This window comes from Thiomonas arsenitoxydans, assembly GCF_000253115.1.
Lineage (GTDB): Bacteria > Pseudomonadota > Gammaproteobacteria > Burkholderiales > Burkholderiaceae_C > Thiomonas > Thiomonas arsenitoxydans.
Window position 1 is genome coordinate 1,011,735 of record NC_014145.1, and the last position, 13,345, is coordinate 1,025,079.

The 13,345-nt window shown below is 64.0% G+C and carries 14 protein-coding genes; 10 read left to right on the forward strand and 4 right to left on the reverse strand.

Annotation, left to right across the window (positions count from 1 at the left end; genetic code table 11):
* Nucleotides 1–30: 30 nt before the first annotated feature.
* Genes alaS through THI_RS04610 form a run of 4 tightly spaced genes read left to right on the forward strand, consistent with a single transcriptional unit; the run spans nucleotide 31 to nucleotide 5,119 of the window.
* On the forward strand, nucleotides 31–2,784 hold the full coding sequence (gene alaS, locus THI_RS04595) for an alanine--tRNA ligase (protein ID WP_013105068.1): 2,754 nt from the start codon (nucleotides 31–33) through the stop codon (nucleotides 2,782–2,784).
* A 15-nt stretch (nucleotides 2,785–2,799) separates the two neighbouring features.
* A complete protein-coding gene (coaBC, locus tag THI_RS04600; protein WP_041609150.1) occupies nucleotides 2,800–3,999 on the forward strand; it encodes a bifunctional phosphopantothenoylcysteine decarboxylase/phosphopantothenate--cysteine ligase CoaBC in 1,200 nt (399 codons plus the stop codon).
* Between the two features lie 53 nt (nucleotides 4,000–4,052).
* Nucleotides 4,053–4,508 carry a dUTP diphosphatase gene (gene dut / locus THI_RS04605; RefSeq protein WP_013105070.1) on the forward strand — a complete coding sequence of 152 codons (456 nt, stop codon included), beginning with the start codon at nucleotides 4,053–4,055 and terminating at the stop codon, nucleotides 4,506–4,508.
* A gap of 26 nt (nucleotides 4,509–4,534) precedes the next feature.
* Complete coding sequence (locus tag THI_RS04610) at nucleotides 4,535–5,119, forward strand: DUF2062 domain-containing protein (protein ID WP_013105071.1); 585 nt, start codon at nucleotides 4,535–4,537, stop codon at nucleotides 5,117–5,119.
* Between the two features lie 28 nt (nucleotides 5,120–5,147).
* Here THI_RS04610 and THI_RS04615 read toward each other — a convergent pair whose 3' ends face one another.
* Nucleotides 5,148–5,654, reverse strand: coding sequence for an FKBP-type peptidyl-prolyl cis-trans isomerase (locus THI_RS04615; RefSeq protein WP_013105072.1), 507 nt, complete (start codon nucleotides 5,652–5,654; stop codon nucleotides 5,148–5,150).
* Between the two features lie 74 nt (nucleotides 5,655–5,728).
* Between THI_RS04615 and THI_RS04620 the strand changes: the two genes are divergently transcribed.
* From THI_RS04620 to THI_RS19255, 3 genes are all read left to right on the forward strand, one after another.
* Nucleotides 5,729–6,886 (forward strand): JmjC domain-containing protein, encoded by a 1,158-nt coding sequence (locus THI_RS04620; protein WP_013105073.1) that lies wholly within the window; start codon nucleotides 5,729–5,731, stop codon nucleotides 6,884–6,886.
* 20 nt (nucleotides 6,887–6,906) lie between these two features.
* A complete protein-coding gene (locus THI_RS04625; protein ID WP_013105074.1) occupies nucleotides 6,907–7,395 on the forward strand; it encodes a DUF7931 domain-containing protein in 489 nt (162 codons plus the stop codon).
* A 182-nt stretch (nucleotides 7,396–7,577) separates the two neighbouring features.
* The gene (locus THI_RS19255; protein ID WP_079668456.1) at nucleotides 7,578–7,811 is read left to right on the forward strand and encodes a hypothetical protein; all 234 of its coding nucleotides are present in this window, start codon (nucleotides 7,578–7,580) and stop codon (nucleotides 7,809–7,811) included.
* Between the two features lie 105 nt (nucleotides 7,812–7,916).
* Here the strand turns inward: THI_RS19255 and bamC are convergent, their stop codons facing one another.
* The 3 genes from bamC to THI_RS04640 are packed head-to-tail and all read right to left on the reverse strand — an operon-like array spanning nucleotide 7,917 to nucleotide 10,619.
* Nucleotides 7,917–9,065 carry an NlpB/DapX family lipoprotein gene (gene bamC / locus THI_RS04630; RefSeq protein ID WP_041608906.1) on the reverse strand — a complete coding sequence of 383 codons (1,149 nt, stop codon included), beginning with the start codon at nucleotides 9,063–9,065 and terminating at the stop codon, nucleotides 7,917–7,919.
* 56 nt (nucleotides 9,066–9,121) lie between these two features.
* Nucleotides 9,122–10,024 (reverse strand): 4-hydroxy-tetrahydrodipicolinate synthase, encoded by a 903-nt coding sequence (gene dapA / locus THI_RS04635; protein WP_141130515.1) that lies wholly within the window; start codon nucleotides 10,022–10,024, stop codon nucleotides 9,122–9,124.
* Between the two features lie 31 nt (nucleotides 10,025–10,055).
* Nucleotides 10,056–10,619: a class I SAM-dependent methyltransferase gene (locus THI_RS04640; protein WP_013105077.1), complete on the reverse strand. Its 564-nt coding sequence runs from the start codon at nucleotides 10,617–10,619 to the stop codon at nucleotides 10,056–10,058.
* A 115-nt stretch (nucleotides 10,620–10,734) separates the two neighbouring features.
* Between THI_RS04640 and galE the strand changes: the two genes are divergently transcribed.
* From galE to ubiA, 3 genes are all read left to right on the forward strand, one after another.
* A complete protein-coding gene (gene galE, locus THI_RS04645) occupies nucleotides 10,735–11,757 on the forward strand; it encodes a UDP-glucose 4-epimerase GalE (protein WP_013105078.1) in 1,023 nt (340 codons plus the stop codon).
* A gap of 109 nt (nucleotides 11,758–11,866) precedes the next feature.
* Nucleotides 11,867–12,370, forward strand: a complete 504-nt coding sequence (locus THI_RS04650; RefSeq protein WP_013105079.1) for a Dps family protein — start codon at nucleotides 11,867–11,869, stop codon at nucleotides 12,368–12,370.
* Nucleotides 12,371–12,435: 65 nt separating this feature from the next.
* Nucleotides 12,436–13,287 carry a 4-hydroxybenzoate octaprenyltransferase gene (gene ubiA / locus THI_RS04655; protein ID WP_013105080.1) on the forward strand — a complete coding sequence of 284 codons (852 nt, stop codon included), beginning with the start codon at nucleotides 12,436–12,438 and terminating at the stop codon, nucleotides 13,285–13,287.
* Nucleotides 13,288–13,345: the final 58 nt, after the last annotated feature.

Below are 13,345 nucleotides of genomic sequence, written 5' to 3' on the forward strand. Positions count from 1 at the left end.
GCGCCCGTGCCACAGCCACTTACCCGCCCCATGAACGTCTCCGACATCCGCGAAAAATTTCTGGCCTATTTTGAGTCGCAGGGTTCCACCCGCGTGGCGTCTTCCTCGCTTGTGCCGGGTAACGACCCCACGCTGCTGTTCACCAACTCGGGCATGGTGCAGTTCAAGGACGTGTTCCTCGGGCAGGATCAGCGTCCGTACAAGCGCGCCACCACGGCACAGCGCTGCGTGCGCGCCGGCGGCAAGCACAACGATCTGGAGAACGTGGGCTATACCGCGCGGCATCACACCTTCTTCGAGATGCTGGGCAACTTCAGCTTTGGCGACTACTTCAAGCGCGAAGCCATCCGCTACGCCTGGGAGTTGCTCACCACGGTGTACAAGCTCCCGGCCGAGAAGCTATGGGTGACGGTGTACGCCGAAGATGATGAAGCCCACGACATCTGGGCCAAGGAAGTCGGCGTGCCGGTGGAGCGCATCATCCGCATTGGCGACAACAAGGGCGCCCGCTACGCCTCAGACAACTTCTGGCAGATGGCCGACACCGGCCCCTGCGGGCCCTGCAGCGAGATTTTCTACGACCACGGCCCCGAGATCTGGGGCGGCCCGCCCGGCTCGCCCGAGGAAGATGGCGACCGCTACATCGAGATCTGGAACCTGGTGTTCATGCAGTTCGAGCGCTACGCCGCTGGCGAGGAGCGCTTCGATACCGAAGATCAGGCCACCGCACGCAAACAGGCCGTCGAGGCCGAGGGCGGCATCGGCCTGGTGAGCAAGGATGGCGAAGGCTACAAGCTGGCCGTCTTCCGCCAGAAGCCGCTGCCCAAGCCCTGCGTGGATACCGGCATGGGCCTGGAGCGCATTGCCGCCGTGCTGCAGCATGTGCACAGCAATTACGAGATCGACCTGTTTCAGGCGCTCATCAAGGCCGCTGCGCGCGAGACCGCGACCGCCGATCTGGGCCACGCCTCGCTCAAGGTCATCGCCGACCACATCCGCGCCTGCGCTTTTCTCATCGTCGATGGCGTGATTCCGGGCAACGAAGGGCGCGGCTATGTTCTGCGGCGCATCAACCGCCGCGCCATCCGCCACGGCTACAAGCTGGGCGTGCGCCAGCCGTTCTTCTACAAAATGGTGCCCGATCTGGTGGCGCAGATGGGCGCGGCCTATCCCGAGCTGGCCGAGGTGCAAGGCCGCGTGGCCGAGGTGCTGCAGGCGGAAGAAGCGCGCTTTTTCGAGACCATCGAACATGGCATGGGCGTGCTCGACACCGAACTGGCTGCGCTGCGCGCCGCGGGTGGCAATCTGCTGGCCGGTGAACTGGCCTTCAAGCTGCATGACACCTTCGGCTTCCCGCTCGACCTCACGCAAGACGTGTGCCGCGAGCACGGCATGAAGGTCGATGAAGCCGCTTTCGATGCCGCCATGGCCCGCCAGCGCGAGCAAGCACGTGCAGCGGGCAAGTTCAAGATGCAGGCCGCGCTCGACTACGTCGGCGACAAGACCCGCTTCGACGGTTACGAGCATCTGCTGGTGAAGGAGGCGCGCGTGGTCGCGCTGTACAAGGACGGCACTTCGGTGCCGACCTTGCAGGCCGGTGACCCAGGCGTGGTCGTGCTCGACCGCACGCCGTTCTACGCCGAATCTGGCGGGCAGGTGGGCGACAGCGGTGTGCTGTTCGAGGGCGACTCCTGCGAGCTGCGCTTTGTCGTGCACGATACGCAAAAGCTGCAGGCGGATGTGTTCGGCCACCACGGCACGCTCGAATCGGGCAGCCTCAAAGTGGGCGAAATCGTGGCCGCGCAGGTGGACGGCGAGCGCCGTCAGGCGGTCATGCGCAACCACAGTGTGACCCACCTGATGCACAAGGCGCTGCGTCTGGTGCTGGGCGATCATGTGCAGCAAAAGGGTTCGCTGGTCGATGCCGACAAGACCCGCTTCGACTTTGCCCACGACGCGCCGATGAGCGACGACGAGATCGCCCGAGTCGAGCGCCTGGTGAACGAGGAAATTCTGGCTAACGCCGCAACGCAAGCCCGCGTGATGCCCATCGACGAGGCCAAGGGGCTGGGCGCGATGATGTTGTTCGGCGAGAAGTACGGCGACACCGTGCGGGTGCTCGACATCGGCACGTCACGCGAGCTGTGTGGCGGCACCCACGTGGCGCGCACCGGCGACATCGGGCTGTTCAAAATTGTGTTTGAAGGCGGTGTGGCCGCGGGCATCCGCCGGGTGGAGGCCATCACCGGCCTGAACGCCCTGGCCTTTGTGCAGAAGCAGAATGCGCTGGTTGCGCGGCTGTCGCGCACCCTGAAGGCGCCGGCCGAGGAGTCTGCGGCCAAGGTCGAGCAACTGTTAGAGCAGCAGCGCCAGCTCGAAAAGGACCTGGCCCAGCTCAAGGCACAGCAGGCCGCCGCCCAGGGCGACGCCCTGGTGTCGCAGGCCATCACCATCGGCGGCACCTCGGTGCTGCTGGCGCGCATGGACGGGCTGGACGCCAAGGGCTTGCGCGAAGCGGTGGACCGCATCAAGTCCAAACTCAAGACGGTCGTGGTGCTGCTGGCGAGTAGAGAGGGCGACAAGGTGCAGCTCGCCGCAGGAGTGAGTGCCGACCGCGTGGGTCAGATCAAGGCTGGCGATCTGGTTAGTGCCGCGGCGCAGGCCGTGGGCGGCAAGGGTGGCGGTCGGCCGGACTTCGCCATGGCCGGCGGTACTCAGCCCGAGCAGATCGACGCCGCGCTGGCCCAGGCCAAGAGCCTGCTGCAACAGCGTCTCGGCGCCTGAATGCGCGCAGTGGCCATGGACTTGCAGGGCAAACACATTGTTCTCGCCGTCACCGGCGGAGTCGCGGCCTACAAGGCGGCCGAGCTGACGAGGCTGCTGGTCAAGGCGGGGGCGACGGTGCAGGTCGTGCTGACGGCTGCGGGTGCGCGCTTTGTCGGCGCCGCGACCTTCCAGGCGCTCACCGGTCGGCCGGTGTTCGACGATCTGTGGGATACCCGCGTGGGCAATGGCATGGCGCATATCGAGCTGACGCGCGCCGCCGATCTCGTGGTCGTTGCGCCAGCCACGGCGAATGTGCTCGCGCAGGCCGCGGGCGGCTTGTCGGACGATCTGCTTCCCACCCTGCTGCTTGCGTCCAACAGACCCGTGCTGTTCGCCCCAGCGATGAACCGCGAGATGTGGGGCCATCCGGCCACGCAGCGCAACGTCGCCCGGCTGCGCGAAGACGGCGCGCTGATCAGCGGCCCGGCCGCGGGCGAGCAGGCCTGCGGCGAGGTCGGCGAAGGCCGCATGGTCGAACCCGAAGACCTGTTGCAGGACATCGTCGCTGCGTTTCAACCCAAATTGTTCAAAGGCCGCACCGTGCTGGTCACCGCCGGCCCCACCTTCGAGGCCATCGACCCAGTACGTGGTCTGACCAACCGCTCCAGCGGCAAGATGGGCTACGCCGTGGCCCGGGCGGCGCGCGAGGCCGGGGCGCGCGTGGTGCTGGTTAGCGGCCCGACCGCACTGCCCGCGCCGCATGGCGTACAGCGGGTGGAGGTGAGCAGCGCGCAGGAGATGTTCGACGCGGTGATGACGCAGGTCGGCGCCGCGCAGGTGTTCATCGCCACCGCGGCCGTGGCCGACTGGCGGCCCGCACAGGTGCATGCGCAAAAACAGAAAAAGCGCGAAGGCGAGGGCGCTCCGACCATTGCCTTGCAGGCGAACCCGGATATTCTCGCCGCGGTAGCCGCTTTGCCGCAGCCGCCGTTCTGCGTGGGTTTTGCCGCCGAGAGCGAAAAACTGGCGGAACACGCCGCAGCCAAACGTGTGCGCAAGAATGTGCCGCTGCTAGTGGGCAACCTCGGGCCGGACACTTTCGGCCGCGACGACAACCGGCTAGAACTGTTCGACGCTGCCGGTCATCACCCTCTGGGCAGCGGCGACAAGCTAGTGCTGGCGCGCAAGCTCATCGAGGAGATCGCTGCCCGGCTTGAACGTGCTGGTCTCTGAGCGGTGTGTGCCGCCGCCCGCGATTGAATCGCTTCATCCACCAAGGAATCCTCTTGTCTCAGCCCCGCATCGCCGTCCGCCTTCTCGATGACCGTCTGCGCGAGCAGCTTCCCGCCTACGCCAGCCCAGGCAGCGCGGGCATGGATCTGCGCGCTTGCATCGACGCCCCCCTGACCCTGCAACCGGGCCAGGCCGAGCTCATTCCCACCGGTCTGGCCATGCACATCGGCGACTGCGGCCTGTGCGCCATGCTGCTGCCGCGCTCCGGCCTGGGGCACAAGCACGGCGTGGTACTGGGTAATCTGGTCGGTCTGATCGATTCCGACTATCAAGGTCCGCTGATGGTGAGCTGCTGGAACCGCGGCAGCGCGGCCTACACCGTGCAACCGATGGAGCGCATCGCGCAGATGGTCATCGTGCCGGTGGTGCAGGCGCAGTGGGAGGTGGTGGAGCACTTCGACGCCACCGAGCGCGGCGCCGGGGGCTTTGGCTCCACCGGCGCGCACTGATCCGCGCAAACCCATAGGGCTGTGACATGGCGCGTCGCTGGGCCAAGCTGCTGGTACGCAAGTTCGAGGTGATGCAAAGCAGTCCGTGGCTGCGCCCCTTCGCCAAATACATTGCGCACCCGGCGCTGTGGAGCCTGAACCGCCGCAGCGTGGCGCTGGCGGTGGCGGCGGGCATGTTCGGCGGCTTGATTCCCGGCCCGTTCCAGATGCTCACCGCGGGCATTCTGGCTGTGATGGTGCGGTGCAACTTTCCCATCGCCCTGGTGGTAACGCTCTACAGCAATCCGCTCACCATCGTGCCGCTCTACCTCGTGGCCTATAAGCTCGGCGTGCTGGTCAGCACCGAGCAGGCCACGCACAGGCTCACCGCGCCGCCCGATTTCGACTGGCTGCACCTCTGGGATTCGACCGTTGCGCTGGCGCACTGGGCCTGGAATCTGGGCACGCCGCTGTTCGTCGGCGTGCCGCTGCTGGCGCTCGTTCTGGCCGTTGCCGGTTATTTCATCACCCTGTTCGGTTGGAGTTTGCATCTGCGGCTGGAATGGCGCGCGCGCAAAAAAGCGCGGCTGGCGCGCGAAGCGGCCAGCGCGCAGCAGAAAAACCGAGAATGACGCCTAACAGCGGGGTTTACCGCGAGGTTTATTTCTCGCCGGGGAGAAACAGCCCTGCATCAGCCGAATCGAGCAGCGCGCTCTGCGCCTCGATTTCGTCGGGATCGGCTTCGCGCACGTCGAGCACGGTGTATTCGATGCGCAGCGCCATACCGGCCAGCGGATGGTTGCCGTCGAGCAGCACCTTGTCGTCGTGAATTTCGGTCACGGTGTAGAAGGCATCGGCATCGCCCGGCGAGCAGCCCTCGGGCAGTTGCTCGAACATCATGCCCTCTTCGAGTTCGGCGGGAAACAGCTTGCGGTCTTCGACCAGCAGCAAGTCGGCGTCGTAGTCGCCGAACGCATCTTCGGGCTGCAGGTAGATGTCGCCCTTGTCGCCCACGCCCATGCCCAGCATCTGCTCGGCCATGCGCGGCAGCAGATCGTCGCCGCCGACATAGAAGTCGTCGCCTTCGGCGTTTTCGTCGATCAACTCGCCTTGCGAGTCTGTCATGCGCCAGGACAGGGTGGCGACAAGGCCTTCGGTAATTTTCATGGTTATGCTCGCTGGAGTTTGAATATGGAAACGGGGAACGACCAAAAGTTCGCCCGCATTGGAACATGACAAAGATGTCAACTGCGACGCTTCATTGGGGGGCCTTCACCGAAGCCCGCTTTCTGCGCGAAATCTGGCAGCGTAAACCGCTGCTACTGCGCCAGGCCTTTCCGGGCTTCAAGCCCCTGCTCAGCCGGGCGCAACTGTTCGCTCTGGCCGGGCAGGACGATGTCGAATCGCGCCTGTTGCAGCGCGCGGGCCGCCGTTGGCAGCTCGATCACGGGCCTTTTTCGCGCAAGCAGCTTCCGCCCGTCGAACAGCGCAACTGGACGCTGCTGGTTCAGGGGGTGAACCTGCACGTCGATGCCGCAGGCGATTTGCTGCGGCAATTCCGCTTCATTCCCGACGCGCGGCTCGACGACCTGATGATTTCGTGGGCCAGCGAGGGCGGCGGCGTTGGGCCGCACCAAGATGCTTATGACGTATTCCTGCTGCAAGCCGCCGGACGGCGGCGCTGGCGCATCGGTCCGGTGGAAGACGCCACGCTACAACCCGGCAAACCGGTCAAGCTGCTGGCGAAATTCACGCCCGAGGAAGACCTGATCCTCGAACCCGGCGACATGCTCTATCTGCCCCCCGGCTGGGGCCACGACGGCATCGCGGCCAGCGGTGATTGCATGACTTACTCAGTGGGCTTTCGCGCGCCGCCGCAGGGCGAGTTGCTCAAGGAAGTGTTGTGGCAACTGGCGGAAGCGCAGCAAGGCGGCGCGATCTACCGCGATCCGCCGCTGCGCTCGGGGGCGTCTCCTGCGCGGCTACCCGAGGCCATGGTGAAGTTTGCCCGCGAGGCTTTCAACCGCCTCAAACCCGACGCCGCGATGTTCGAGAACGTGCTCGGTCTCTACCTCACCACTCCCAAGCCCCAGGTCTGGTTCGAAAGCGTCGAAACCCCTGCAGCCACATTGCGCCGCGCATGTCGGCAGACGGGTTGTCGGCTCGATCGCCGCAGCAAAATGCTCTACACCGCGCAGGCGCTGTTTTTCAATGGAGAGAAGGTGGATGCTGCATTGGCGTCCTCCGCGTTGCTGCGCCAACTGGCCGATCAGCAAAACCTGAGCGCTGCGCAGGTTCAGTCGGCCAGTTCGGCAGAGCTGGCCGCCTTGGCCGACTGGTGCTCTATCGGCTGGTTGCAACCGGGCCATGAGCGTTCAGCCGAGAGTTCGCCCGCATAGCAAACTCGAGTGACATCCAGATGACACCGCCCAGCCAAGACCTGCCCTTCGAGACGCGCACTCAAGCCTATGCGGCCCTCGGCGCGCTTGTGGCCGATCATGGAGCGAGTCTTTACTGTTTCAGCGCCGACTATCGCGCCTGGCCGTTGAATCAGCCCGCGTTCATCCAGCAACTGGAGCAATGGGCGCTGCGCGATGCCAGACGTCTCGATGCCCTGCGGTTTTTGGCGCTGGACTGGAGCCAGGTGAGAGGCCGTTTTCCGCGCTTCGCCGCGTTCCGCCGCGACTTTGCTCACCTGGTGAGTTGTCGCCAGATTGCCGAAACGGGCGCTCGCGGATTGGTCGAAATGGCAGGATCGCCTCGCTGCGCCGTCTATGCACATACCGCGACATGGATGTCGGGTGAGACCTTGCAGACGGCTGCGCGTGTGCACGCCTTGCGCATGCGTTTCGACGAGGTCTGGGAGCAGGCCACCCCGGCATTTCCTGCAGTGATTCTGGGTTTGTGACAATTTTGCAACACGGCAATTCGGAACCTTGAAATTGCAACACGGGGATAACCCGAAGTCCCACTATACTTATGCGCTGAACTTGATATGCAAACCGGTTCTGGTTGCGATTGGGTTCAATCAGGACGGTAAAGAATTTTTTCGGGCCAACCCCCATTTTGACTGACGCTTAGAGGAAAGTAATGAAAAAGTCCCTTCTGCTGGCATCCATGATCGCCGCTCTCGCCCTGGCCGCTTGCGGTAAAAAAGAAGAAGCCGCTCCGGCTGCTTCGGCTCCCGCTGCTGCCTCTGCCCCCGCTGCTGCCTCGGCTCCGGCCTCGGCACCTGCTGCTGCTTCGGCTCCCGCTGCTGCTTCGGCTCCCGCCGCTGCTTCGGCCCCGGCTGCTGCTGCATCTGGCGCCAGCGCTGCCAAGTAATTTCTTTGCAGATGCAAAAAAGCCGGCGCAAGCCGGCTTTTTTGTGGTCTGAATTTTGGTCGACCATAGCCCTCTAGTGGGCCATGGTCTTGGGTGACTTACGACTTACTGAATCTGCTGTTGCAGGATTTGCAGAATCTTGCGCGCGTCGTCGGTCTGCAGCGGCTTGCCCTCAAGCGTCTGCACGGTCACCACGGTTTGCGTCCCGGCGTTTTGCAGGGCAATGCGGTAGTCGGCCGGTTTGGGCTCGCTTTCCTTTTTGCCGAACAGCTTGCCGAAAAATCCCGTGCTGTCCTGCGAGGCCTTGAGCGCGGCTTCAGCACTGATGTAGCGCACATCGAAGCGGCCTTCTGCGCGGTTGCGTTCAATCACGGTGAAGCCTGCAGTATTGATCGCCAGGCTGACCTTACGCCAAGCGGTCTCGAAGCCGTCCTGCAATTGCAGCGCCAGGCCGTCGTCCACGAGTTTTGAGGCCACGGGTTGGGCCAGTTGCACCGGATTTTCGATGCGTTGTTTCGCCGCCTCCTCGCTCAGACCCAGGGTGACCATGAGTTTGCGCAAAAAGATGGTGTTGAGCCCTGGATCGGGTGTTGCGGGCTCCCAGGCCGTGGTCGATTTGTCGTTGGAGTTGTAGACCTCTTTCATCGTCTGGTGGGTGATGTAGATCTGCGTGCCCTTGCCGTCGGGTGTGCGCTCGAACACCGTGCGGAAGCGGTCGCGCGTGCCGGTGTCGTACAGACTGTCGAACACCTTGCCGAGATACTTACGAATGAAGTCCTGCGGCAGTTTGGCCCGGTTTTCCGCCCAGTCGGTCTCCATCACGCCGGTTGTGGCATCAGCCTGGGTGAGATAGAAGCCGTTTTCCTGCCAGAAACCTTTGACTTTTTCCCAGAGTTGATCGGGGCTGGAGTCGACCACCAGCCAGCGTTGACCGCCCGCCTGGTCGATGCGCATGCCAGGGTATTGCGGCAAAACGGTGTTGGTCTTGGCGACTTGCTCGGCGGTTTGCACTCCCTTGTCGTAAGCGAGCGCGCTCACCGGGGCATTGGGGCTGCCTGGAACGACGTATTGCTCTTGTCGCGCCAGTTGGGTGAGGTCGGGCGGCACTTCGAGCGGATTGCCCTGTTTGGCGCTTTCGTAGTCCACTCCCTTGCCCTGAACAACGGTGTTCAGGGATGAGCAGCCGCTGAGGAAGGCGCCGGCGCTCAGGGCAATGGCCAAGGCGCTCAACCGCCAGTGATTGGATAGGTTCATACGCAAGAAGGTCTCGGAGATGCGAAGGGGTGAATGGGGAAAATCAGTGAACGAAATCAGTGAACCACCGGCAGGCCCAGCGCCTGCAAGGCCGCGCGCAACGGGGCGTGAAAGGTCGGTTGCAAGGGGGTCAGGGGTAGTCGCAGGCCCGAGTCGATGCGACCCATAAGGCGCAGTGCTTCCTTGACGGGTATGGGGTTGGGCTCGCAGAACAGTAGCTGATTGAGCTCGATGAGCTCGAAATGCAGTTTGCTGGCCAGCGCGGCATTGCCCGCCATCGCGGCCGTGCACAGTTGGTGCATGCGGCGTGGAACGACGTTGGCCGACACGCTGATGTTGCCGTGCCCGCCCAGCAGCATCAGCGCCACGGCGGTCGGGTCGTCGCCGGAATAGATGGCAAACGAAGACGGAGCGCGCCGAATGAGCTGTGCGGCGCGGTCGATGTTGCCTGAGGCCTCTTTGATGCCGATGATGCCGGGCACCTGTGCGAGACGAAGGGCAGTGTCCACCTGCATATCGGCCACGGTGCGGCCCGGCACGTTGTAGAGCACCACGGGGATGTCGATCGCCTCGGCGATGGCGGTGAAATGCGCCACCATGCCGTCTTGCGTGGGACGGTTGTAGTAGGGCACGACGCTGAGCACACAATCGGCCCCGACTTCCTGGCAGCGCTTGGAGAGTTCGATGGCTTCGCTGGTGGAGTTGGCACCGGCGCCGGCCATCACGGGCACGCGGCCAGCCGCCTGTTGGACTACCGTGCGCACGATTTCGATGTGCTCGTCCACCGGCAGGGTGGGAGATTCGCCCGTGGTGCCGCAGGGGCTGATGCAGTCGGTGCCTTGTTCGATGTGCCAGTCGACCAGCTTGCGCAGCGCGGGGTAGTCCACGCTGCCATCGGAGTGCATGGGGGTCACCAGGGCGACGATGCTGCCGCGGATGACCATAGGTTGGGAGGACATTGGTCTGCGTGTGCTGCTTGAGAGCTGCCTGTCAAATGGAAAGATTGTATCGGTCTGCCGCGCTGGCGTTGGGCGCTTCGCGCACGGCGGCGATGCGCTGCACATACGCGGGGTGAGGCGCTTGGACAAAGCCGTCTTCGAAGGCCAGTACGCGCAGCGCCGGGCGCACCGCGTCGAGCAACTCGCCAGGGCGCAGCAAGAAATCAGGATTCGACGGCTTGCCCACGCTGGCTTGACCGAGGGCGAAGGTTTCGTAGAACAGAAAGCCGCCGGGGGCGACCGCTTCCACGATGCGCGGCAGCAAAGGGCGCCAGAGATAGTTGGTCACGACCACCGCATCGAAAGTTTGTTCGCCGTAGGGCCAGGGACCGGCTTCCAGGTCGGCCACCTGTACCTGCGCCAGATCGCGCAGCCCGGCGAGGGCTTCAGCGTTGCGGTCCACCGCAAACACCGTATGGCCGCGCTGCTGCAGCCAGCGCACATGGCGACCTCCGCCGCAGGCCACATCGAGCACGCTTCCGCCCGTGCGCAATAGATGGGCGTGGCGCACGATCCAGGGGGAAGGCGGGGCGTCGTTGCGGGCTTCTGGGGTCATGGCGCAGCATCGTAACGGGGTGCCCGCGTGAAAGATGTGTGTGCCTCATGTTGACAAGGCAGAATAGGGGAAACCCTTCTCCATTCCATTCCTCGACTTTCACCGCAAAAACGACATGACCACAGCCACCATCCTCGTCACCGGCGGCGCCGGCTACATCGGCTCGCACACCTGCGTCGCCCTCATCGAAGCGGGTTACATCCCGGTGGTGTACGACAACCTGTGCAACAGCAGTGCCGAGTCGCTGGCGCGGGTGGAGCGCATCACCGGCAAGCGCCCTGCATTCGTGCAGGCCGACATCCGCGATGCGGCGCGGCTCGATGCCGTGTTCGCACAACACAAGATCGACGCCGTGATCCACTTCGCCGGACTGAAGGCGGTAGGCGAATCGGTGGAAAAACCGCTGATGTACTACGACAACAACGTCGGCGGTACGGTGGTTTTGCTTGAGGCGATGCAGCGCGCCAAGGTGCACAACCTCATCTTCTCGTCGTCGGCCACGGTCTATGGCGATCCGGCCTCAACGCCCATTCGCGAAGACTTTCCGCTCAGCGCGACCAATGCCTACGGCCGCAGCAAACTGATGATCGAAGAAATTCTCGGCGATCTGCACCGGGCCGAACCGCATTGGCGCATCGCTCGTCTGCGCTACTTCAACCCGGTGGGGGCGCACGAAAGCGGGCTCATCGGCGAAGACCCGCGCGGCATTCCCAACAACCTCATGCCCTACATCACCCAGGTGGCGGTGGGCCGCCTGCAGAAGCTGCGGGTGTTCGGCGGCGACTGGCCTACGGTGGACGGCAGTGGCGTGCGCGACTACATCCATGTCATGGATCTGGCCGAGGGGCACGTGGCGGCGCTGCGTTACCTGTTGGGCCATGAGGGCATGTTCACCGTCAACCTCGGCACCGGCCAAGGCTACTCGGTGCTGCAGATGGTGCAGGCCTTCGGCAAGAGCATCGGCCGCGATCTGCCGTATGAGATCGTGGCGCGCCGTCCGGGCGACATCGCCGAATGCTGGGCCGATCCGGCGGCGGCGAAAGCCCTTCTGGGCTGGAGCGCCAAACGCGGGCTCGACACCATTTGCGCCGACGCCTGGCGCTGGCAGCAGGGCAACCCAGAAGGCTATGGCGCTTGAGCGCTGCGACTGATAGACCGATCTCTCGTTTTATTGATGCCCCGCGCTTGCGCCGGTTTGCCGCCGGGCGCTATGGTTAGCCTTGATCCAACAGACTGAAAGGAACATCATGAGCAAAAGCACCCTGCATGCCTCATCGACCCCGATTCACATCGGCATTTCGGATGACGACCGCGCCAAAGTGGCCGAGCAGCTCTCGCATCTGCTGGCCGATACCTACACGCTCTATCTCACCACGCACAACTTCCACTGGAACGTGACCGGGCCGATGTTCAACACCCTTCATCTGATGTTTATGGATCAGTACACCGAGCTGTGGAATGCGGTCGATCCGATTGCCGAGCGCATCCGCGCACTCGGCTTCTCCGTGCCTGGCTCCTATCACGGTTTCAGTTCGCGCTCCAGCCTGGCCGACGTGCCGGCACTGCCGCCCAAGGCTCAGGAGATGATCGGCATTCTGGTCAAGGGCCATGAGGCTGTGGCCAAGACGGCGCGCGCGGTATTCACCGTGGCCGACGAAGTCAATGACCAGCCCACCGCCGACCTAATGACCCAGCGCCTGGACATTCACGAAAAAACCGCCTGGATGCTGCGCTCGCTGCTCGAAGGCTGATCGGCGTTCAGTCGTTTCCCCTTCGCCCGTTTCATCGACGTTCCCTGCGTGGCGATAATTCACGCATGGAACGTTTGCGCTTATGGCTGGCCTTGATCCGTTGGGACAAGCCGGTCGGTTCTCTTCTCTTGTTGTGGCCGAGTCTGTCGGCTTTGTGGATCGCCAGCGATGGGCGACCGAGTTGGTGGCTGGTCGTCGTGTTCATCGCGGGCACGTTTCTCATGCGCTCGGCTGGTTGTGCCGTGAACGATGTGGCCGATCAAGACTTCGACCGCGCCGTGCGCCGCACCGCGCAGCGTCCGGTCACCTCGGGCAAGGTGTCCAGCCGCGAGGCGCTGCTGGTCGGCGCGGCGCTCGCACTCGCCGCTTTCGGCCTGGTGCTCACCACCAACCTGCTCACCATCCAGATGTCGGTCGCGGCGTTGCTGATCGCGATCGCCTATCCCTACACCAAGCGCTGGCTGGCGCTGCCGCAGGCCTATCTCGGCGTGGCCTTCAGCTTTGGCATTCCCATGGCCTTTGCCGCAGCGCGCGGCGAGGTGCCGCTACTGGCCTGGGTGCTGCTGCTGGGCAATCTGTTCTGGGTGCTGGCCTACGACACCGAATACGCCATGGTCGACCGCGAAGACGATCTCAAGGTCGGCATCAAGACCTCGGCCATCACCTTCGGCCGCGCCGACGTGGCAGCGGTCATGGCGAGCTATTGCGCCTACATCGCCCTATGGGCTGCCGTGGGGTGGGCGCTGCGACTGAGCTGGCCTTACTTCCTGGGTGTGGCCGCCGCCGCAGCGCAGGCCAGGTATCACTACACCCTCATCCGCGAGCGCGATCCGGCGCAATGCTTTCGCGCCTTCCGGCTCAACCACTATCTGGGTTTGGCGATGTTTGTTGGGGTCGTGCTCGCCTATATCAATTGAGATGCGGTTTCTGTGACTGGCATGCCACTGCGCTATGCCTTGGCGTCTTCGTTTGTCA

Coding starts and splice junctions, on each gene's coding strand:
- alaS (WP_013105068.1), top strand. CDS start 31: ATGAACGTCTCCGACATCCGCGAAAAATTTCTGGCCTATTTTGAGTCG.
- coaBC (WP_041609150.1), top strand. CDS start 2,800: ATGGACTTGCAGGGCAAACACATTGTTCTCGCCGTCACCGGCGGAGTC.
- THI_RS04610 (WP_013105071.1), top strand. CDS start 4,535: ATGGCGCGTCGCTGGGCCAAGCTGCTGGTACGCAAGTTCGAGGTGATG.
- THI_RS04615 (WP_013105072.1), bottom strand. CDS start 5,654: ATGAAAATTACCGAAGGCCTTGTCGCCACCCTGTCCTGGCGCATGACA.
- THI_RS04620 (WP_013105073.1), top strand. CDS start 5,729: ATGTCAACTGCGACGCTTCATTGGGGGGCCTTCACCGAAGCCCGCTTT.
- THI_RS04625 (WP_013105074.1), top strand. CDS start 6,907: ATGACACCGCCCAGCCAAGACCTGCCCTTCGAGACGCGCACTCAAGCC.
- THI_RS19255 (WP_079668456.1), top strand. CDS start 7,578: ATGAAAAAGTCCCTTCTGCTGGCATCCATGATCGCCGCTCTCGCCCTG.
- bamC (WP_041608906.1), bottom strand. CDS start 9,065: ATGAACCTATCCAATCACTGGCGGTTGAGCGCCTTGGCCATTGCCCTG.
- dapA (WP_141130515.1), bottom strand. CDS start 10,024: ATGTCCTCCCAACCTATGGTCATCCGCGGCAGCATCGTCGCCCTGGTG.
- THI_RS04640 (WP_013105077.1), bottom strand. CDS start 10,619: ATGACCCCAGAAGCCCGCAACGACGCCCCGCCTTCCCCCTGGATCGTG.
- galE (WP_013105078.1), top strand. CDS start 10,735: ATGACCACAGCCACCATCCTCGTCACCGGCGGCGCCGGCTACATCGGC.
- THI_RS04650 (WP_013105079.1), top strand. CDS start 11,867: ATGAGCAAAAGCACCCTGCATGCCTCATCGACCCCGATTCACATCGGC.
- ubiA (WP_013105080.1), top strand. CDS start 12,436: ATGGAACGTTTGCGCTTATGGCTGGCCTTGATCCGTTGGGACAAGCCG.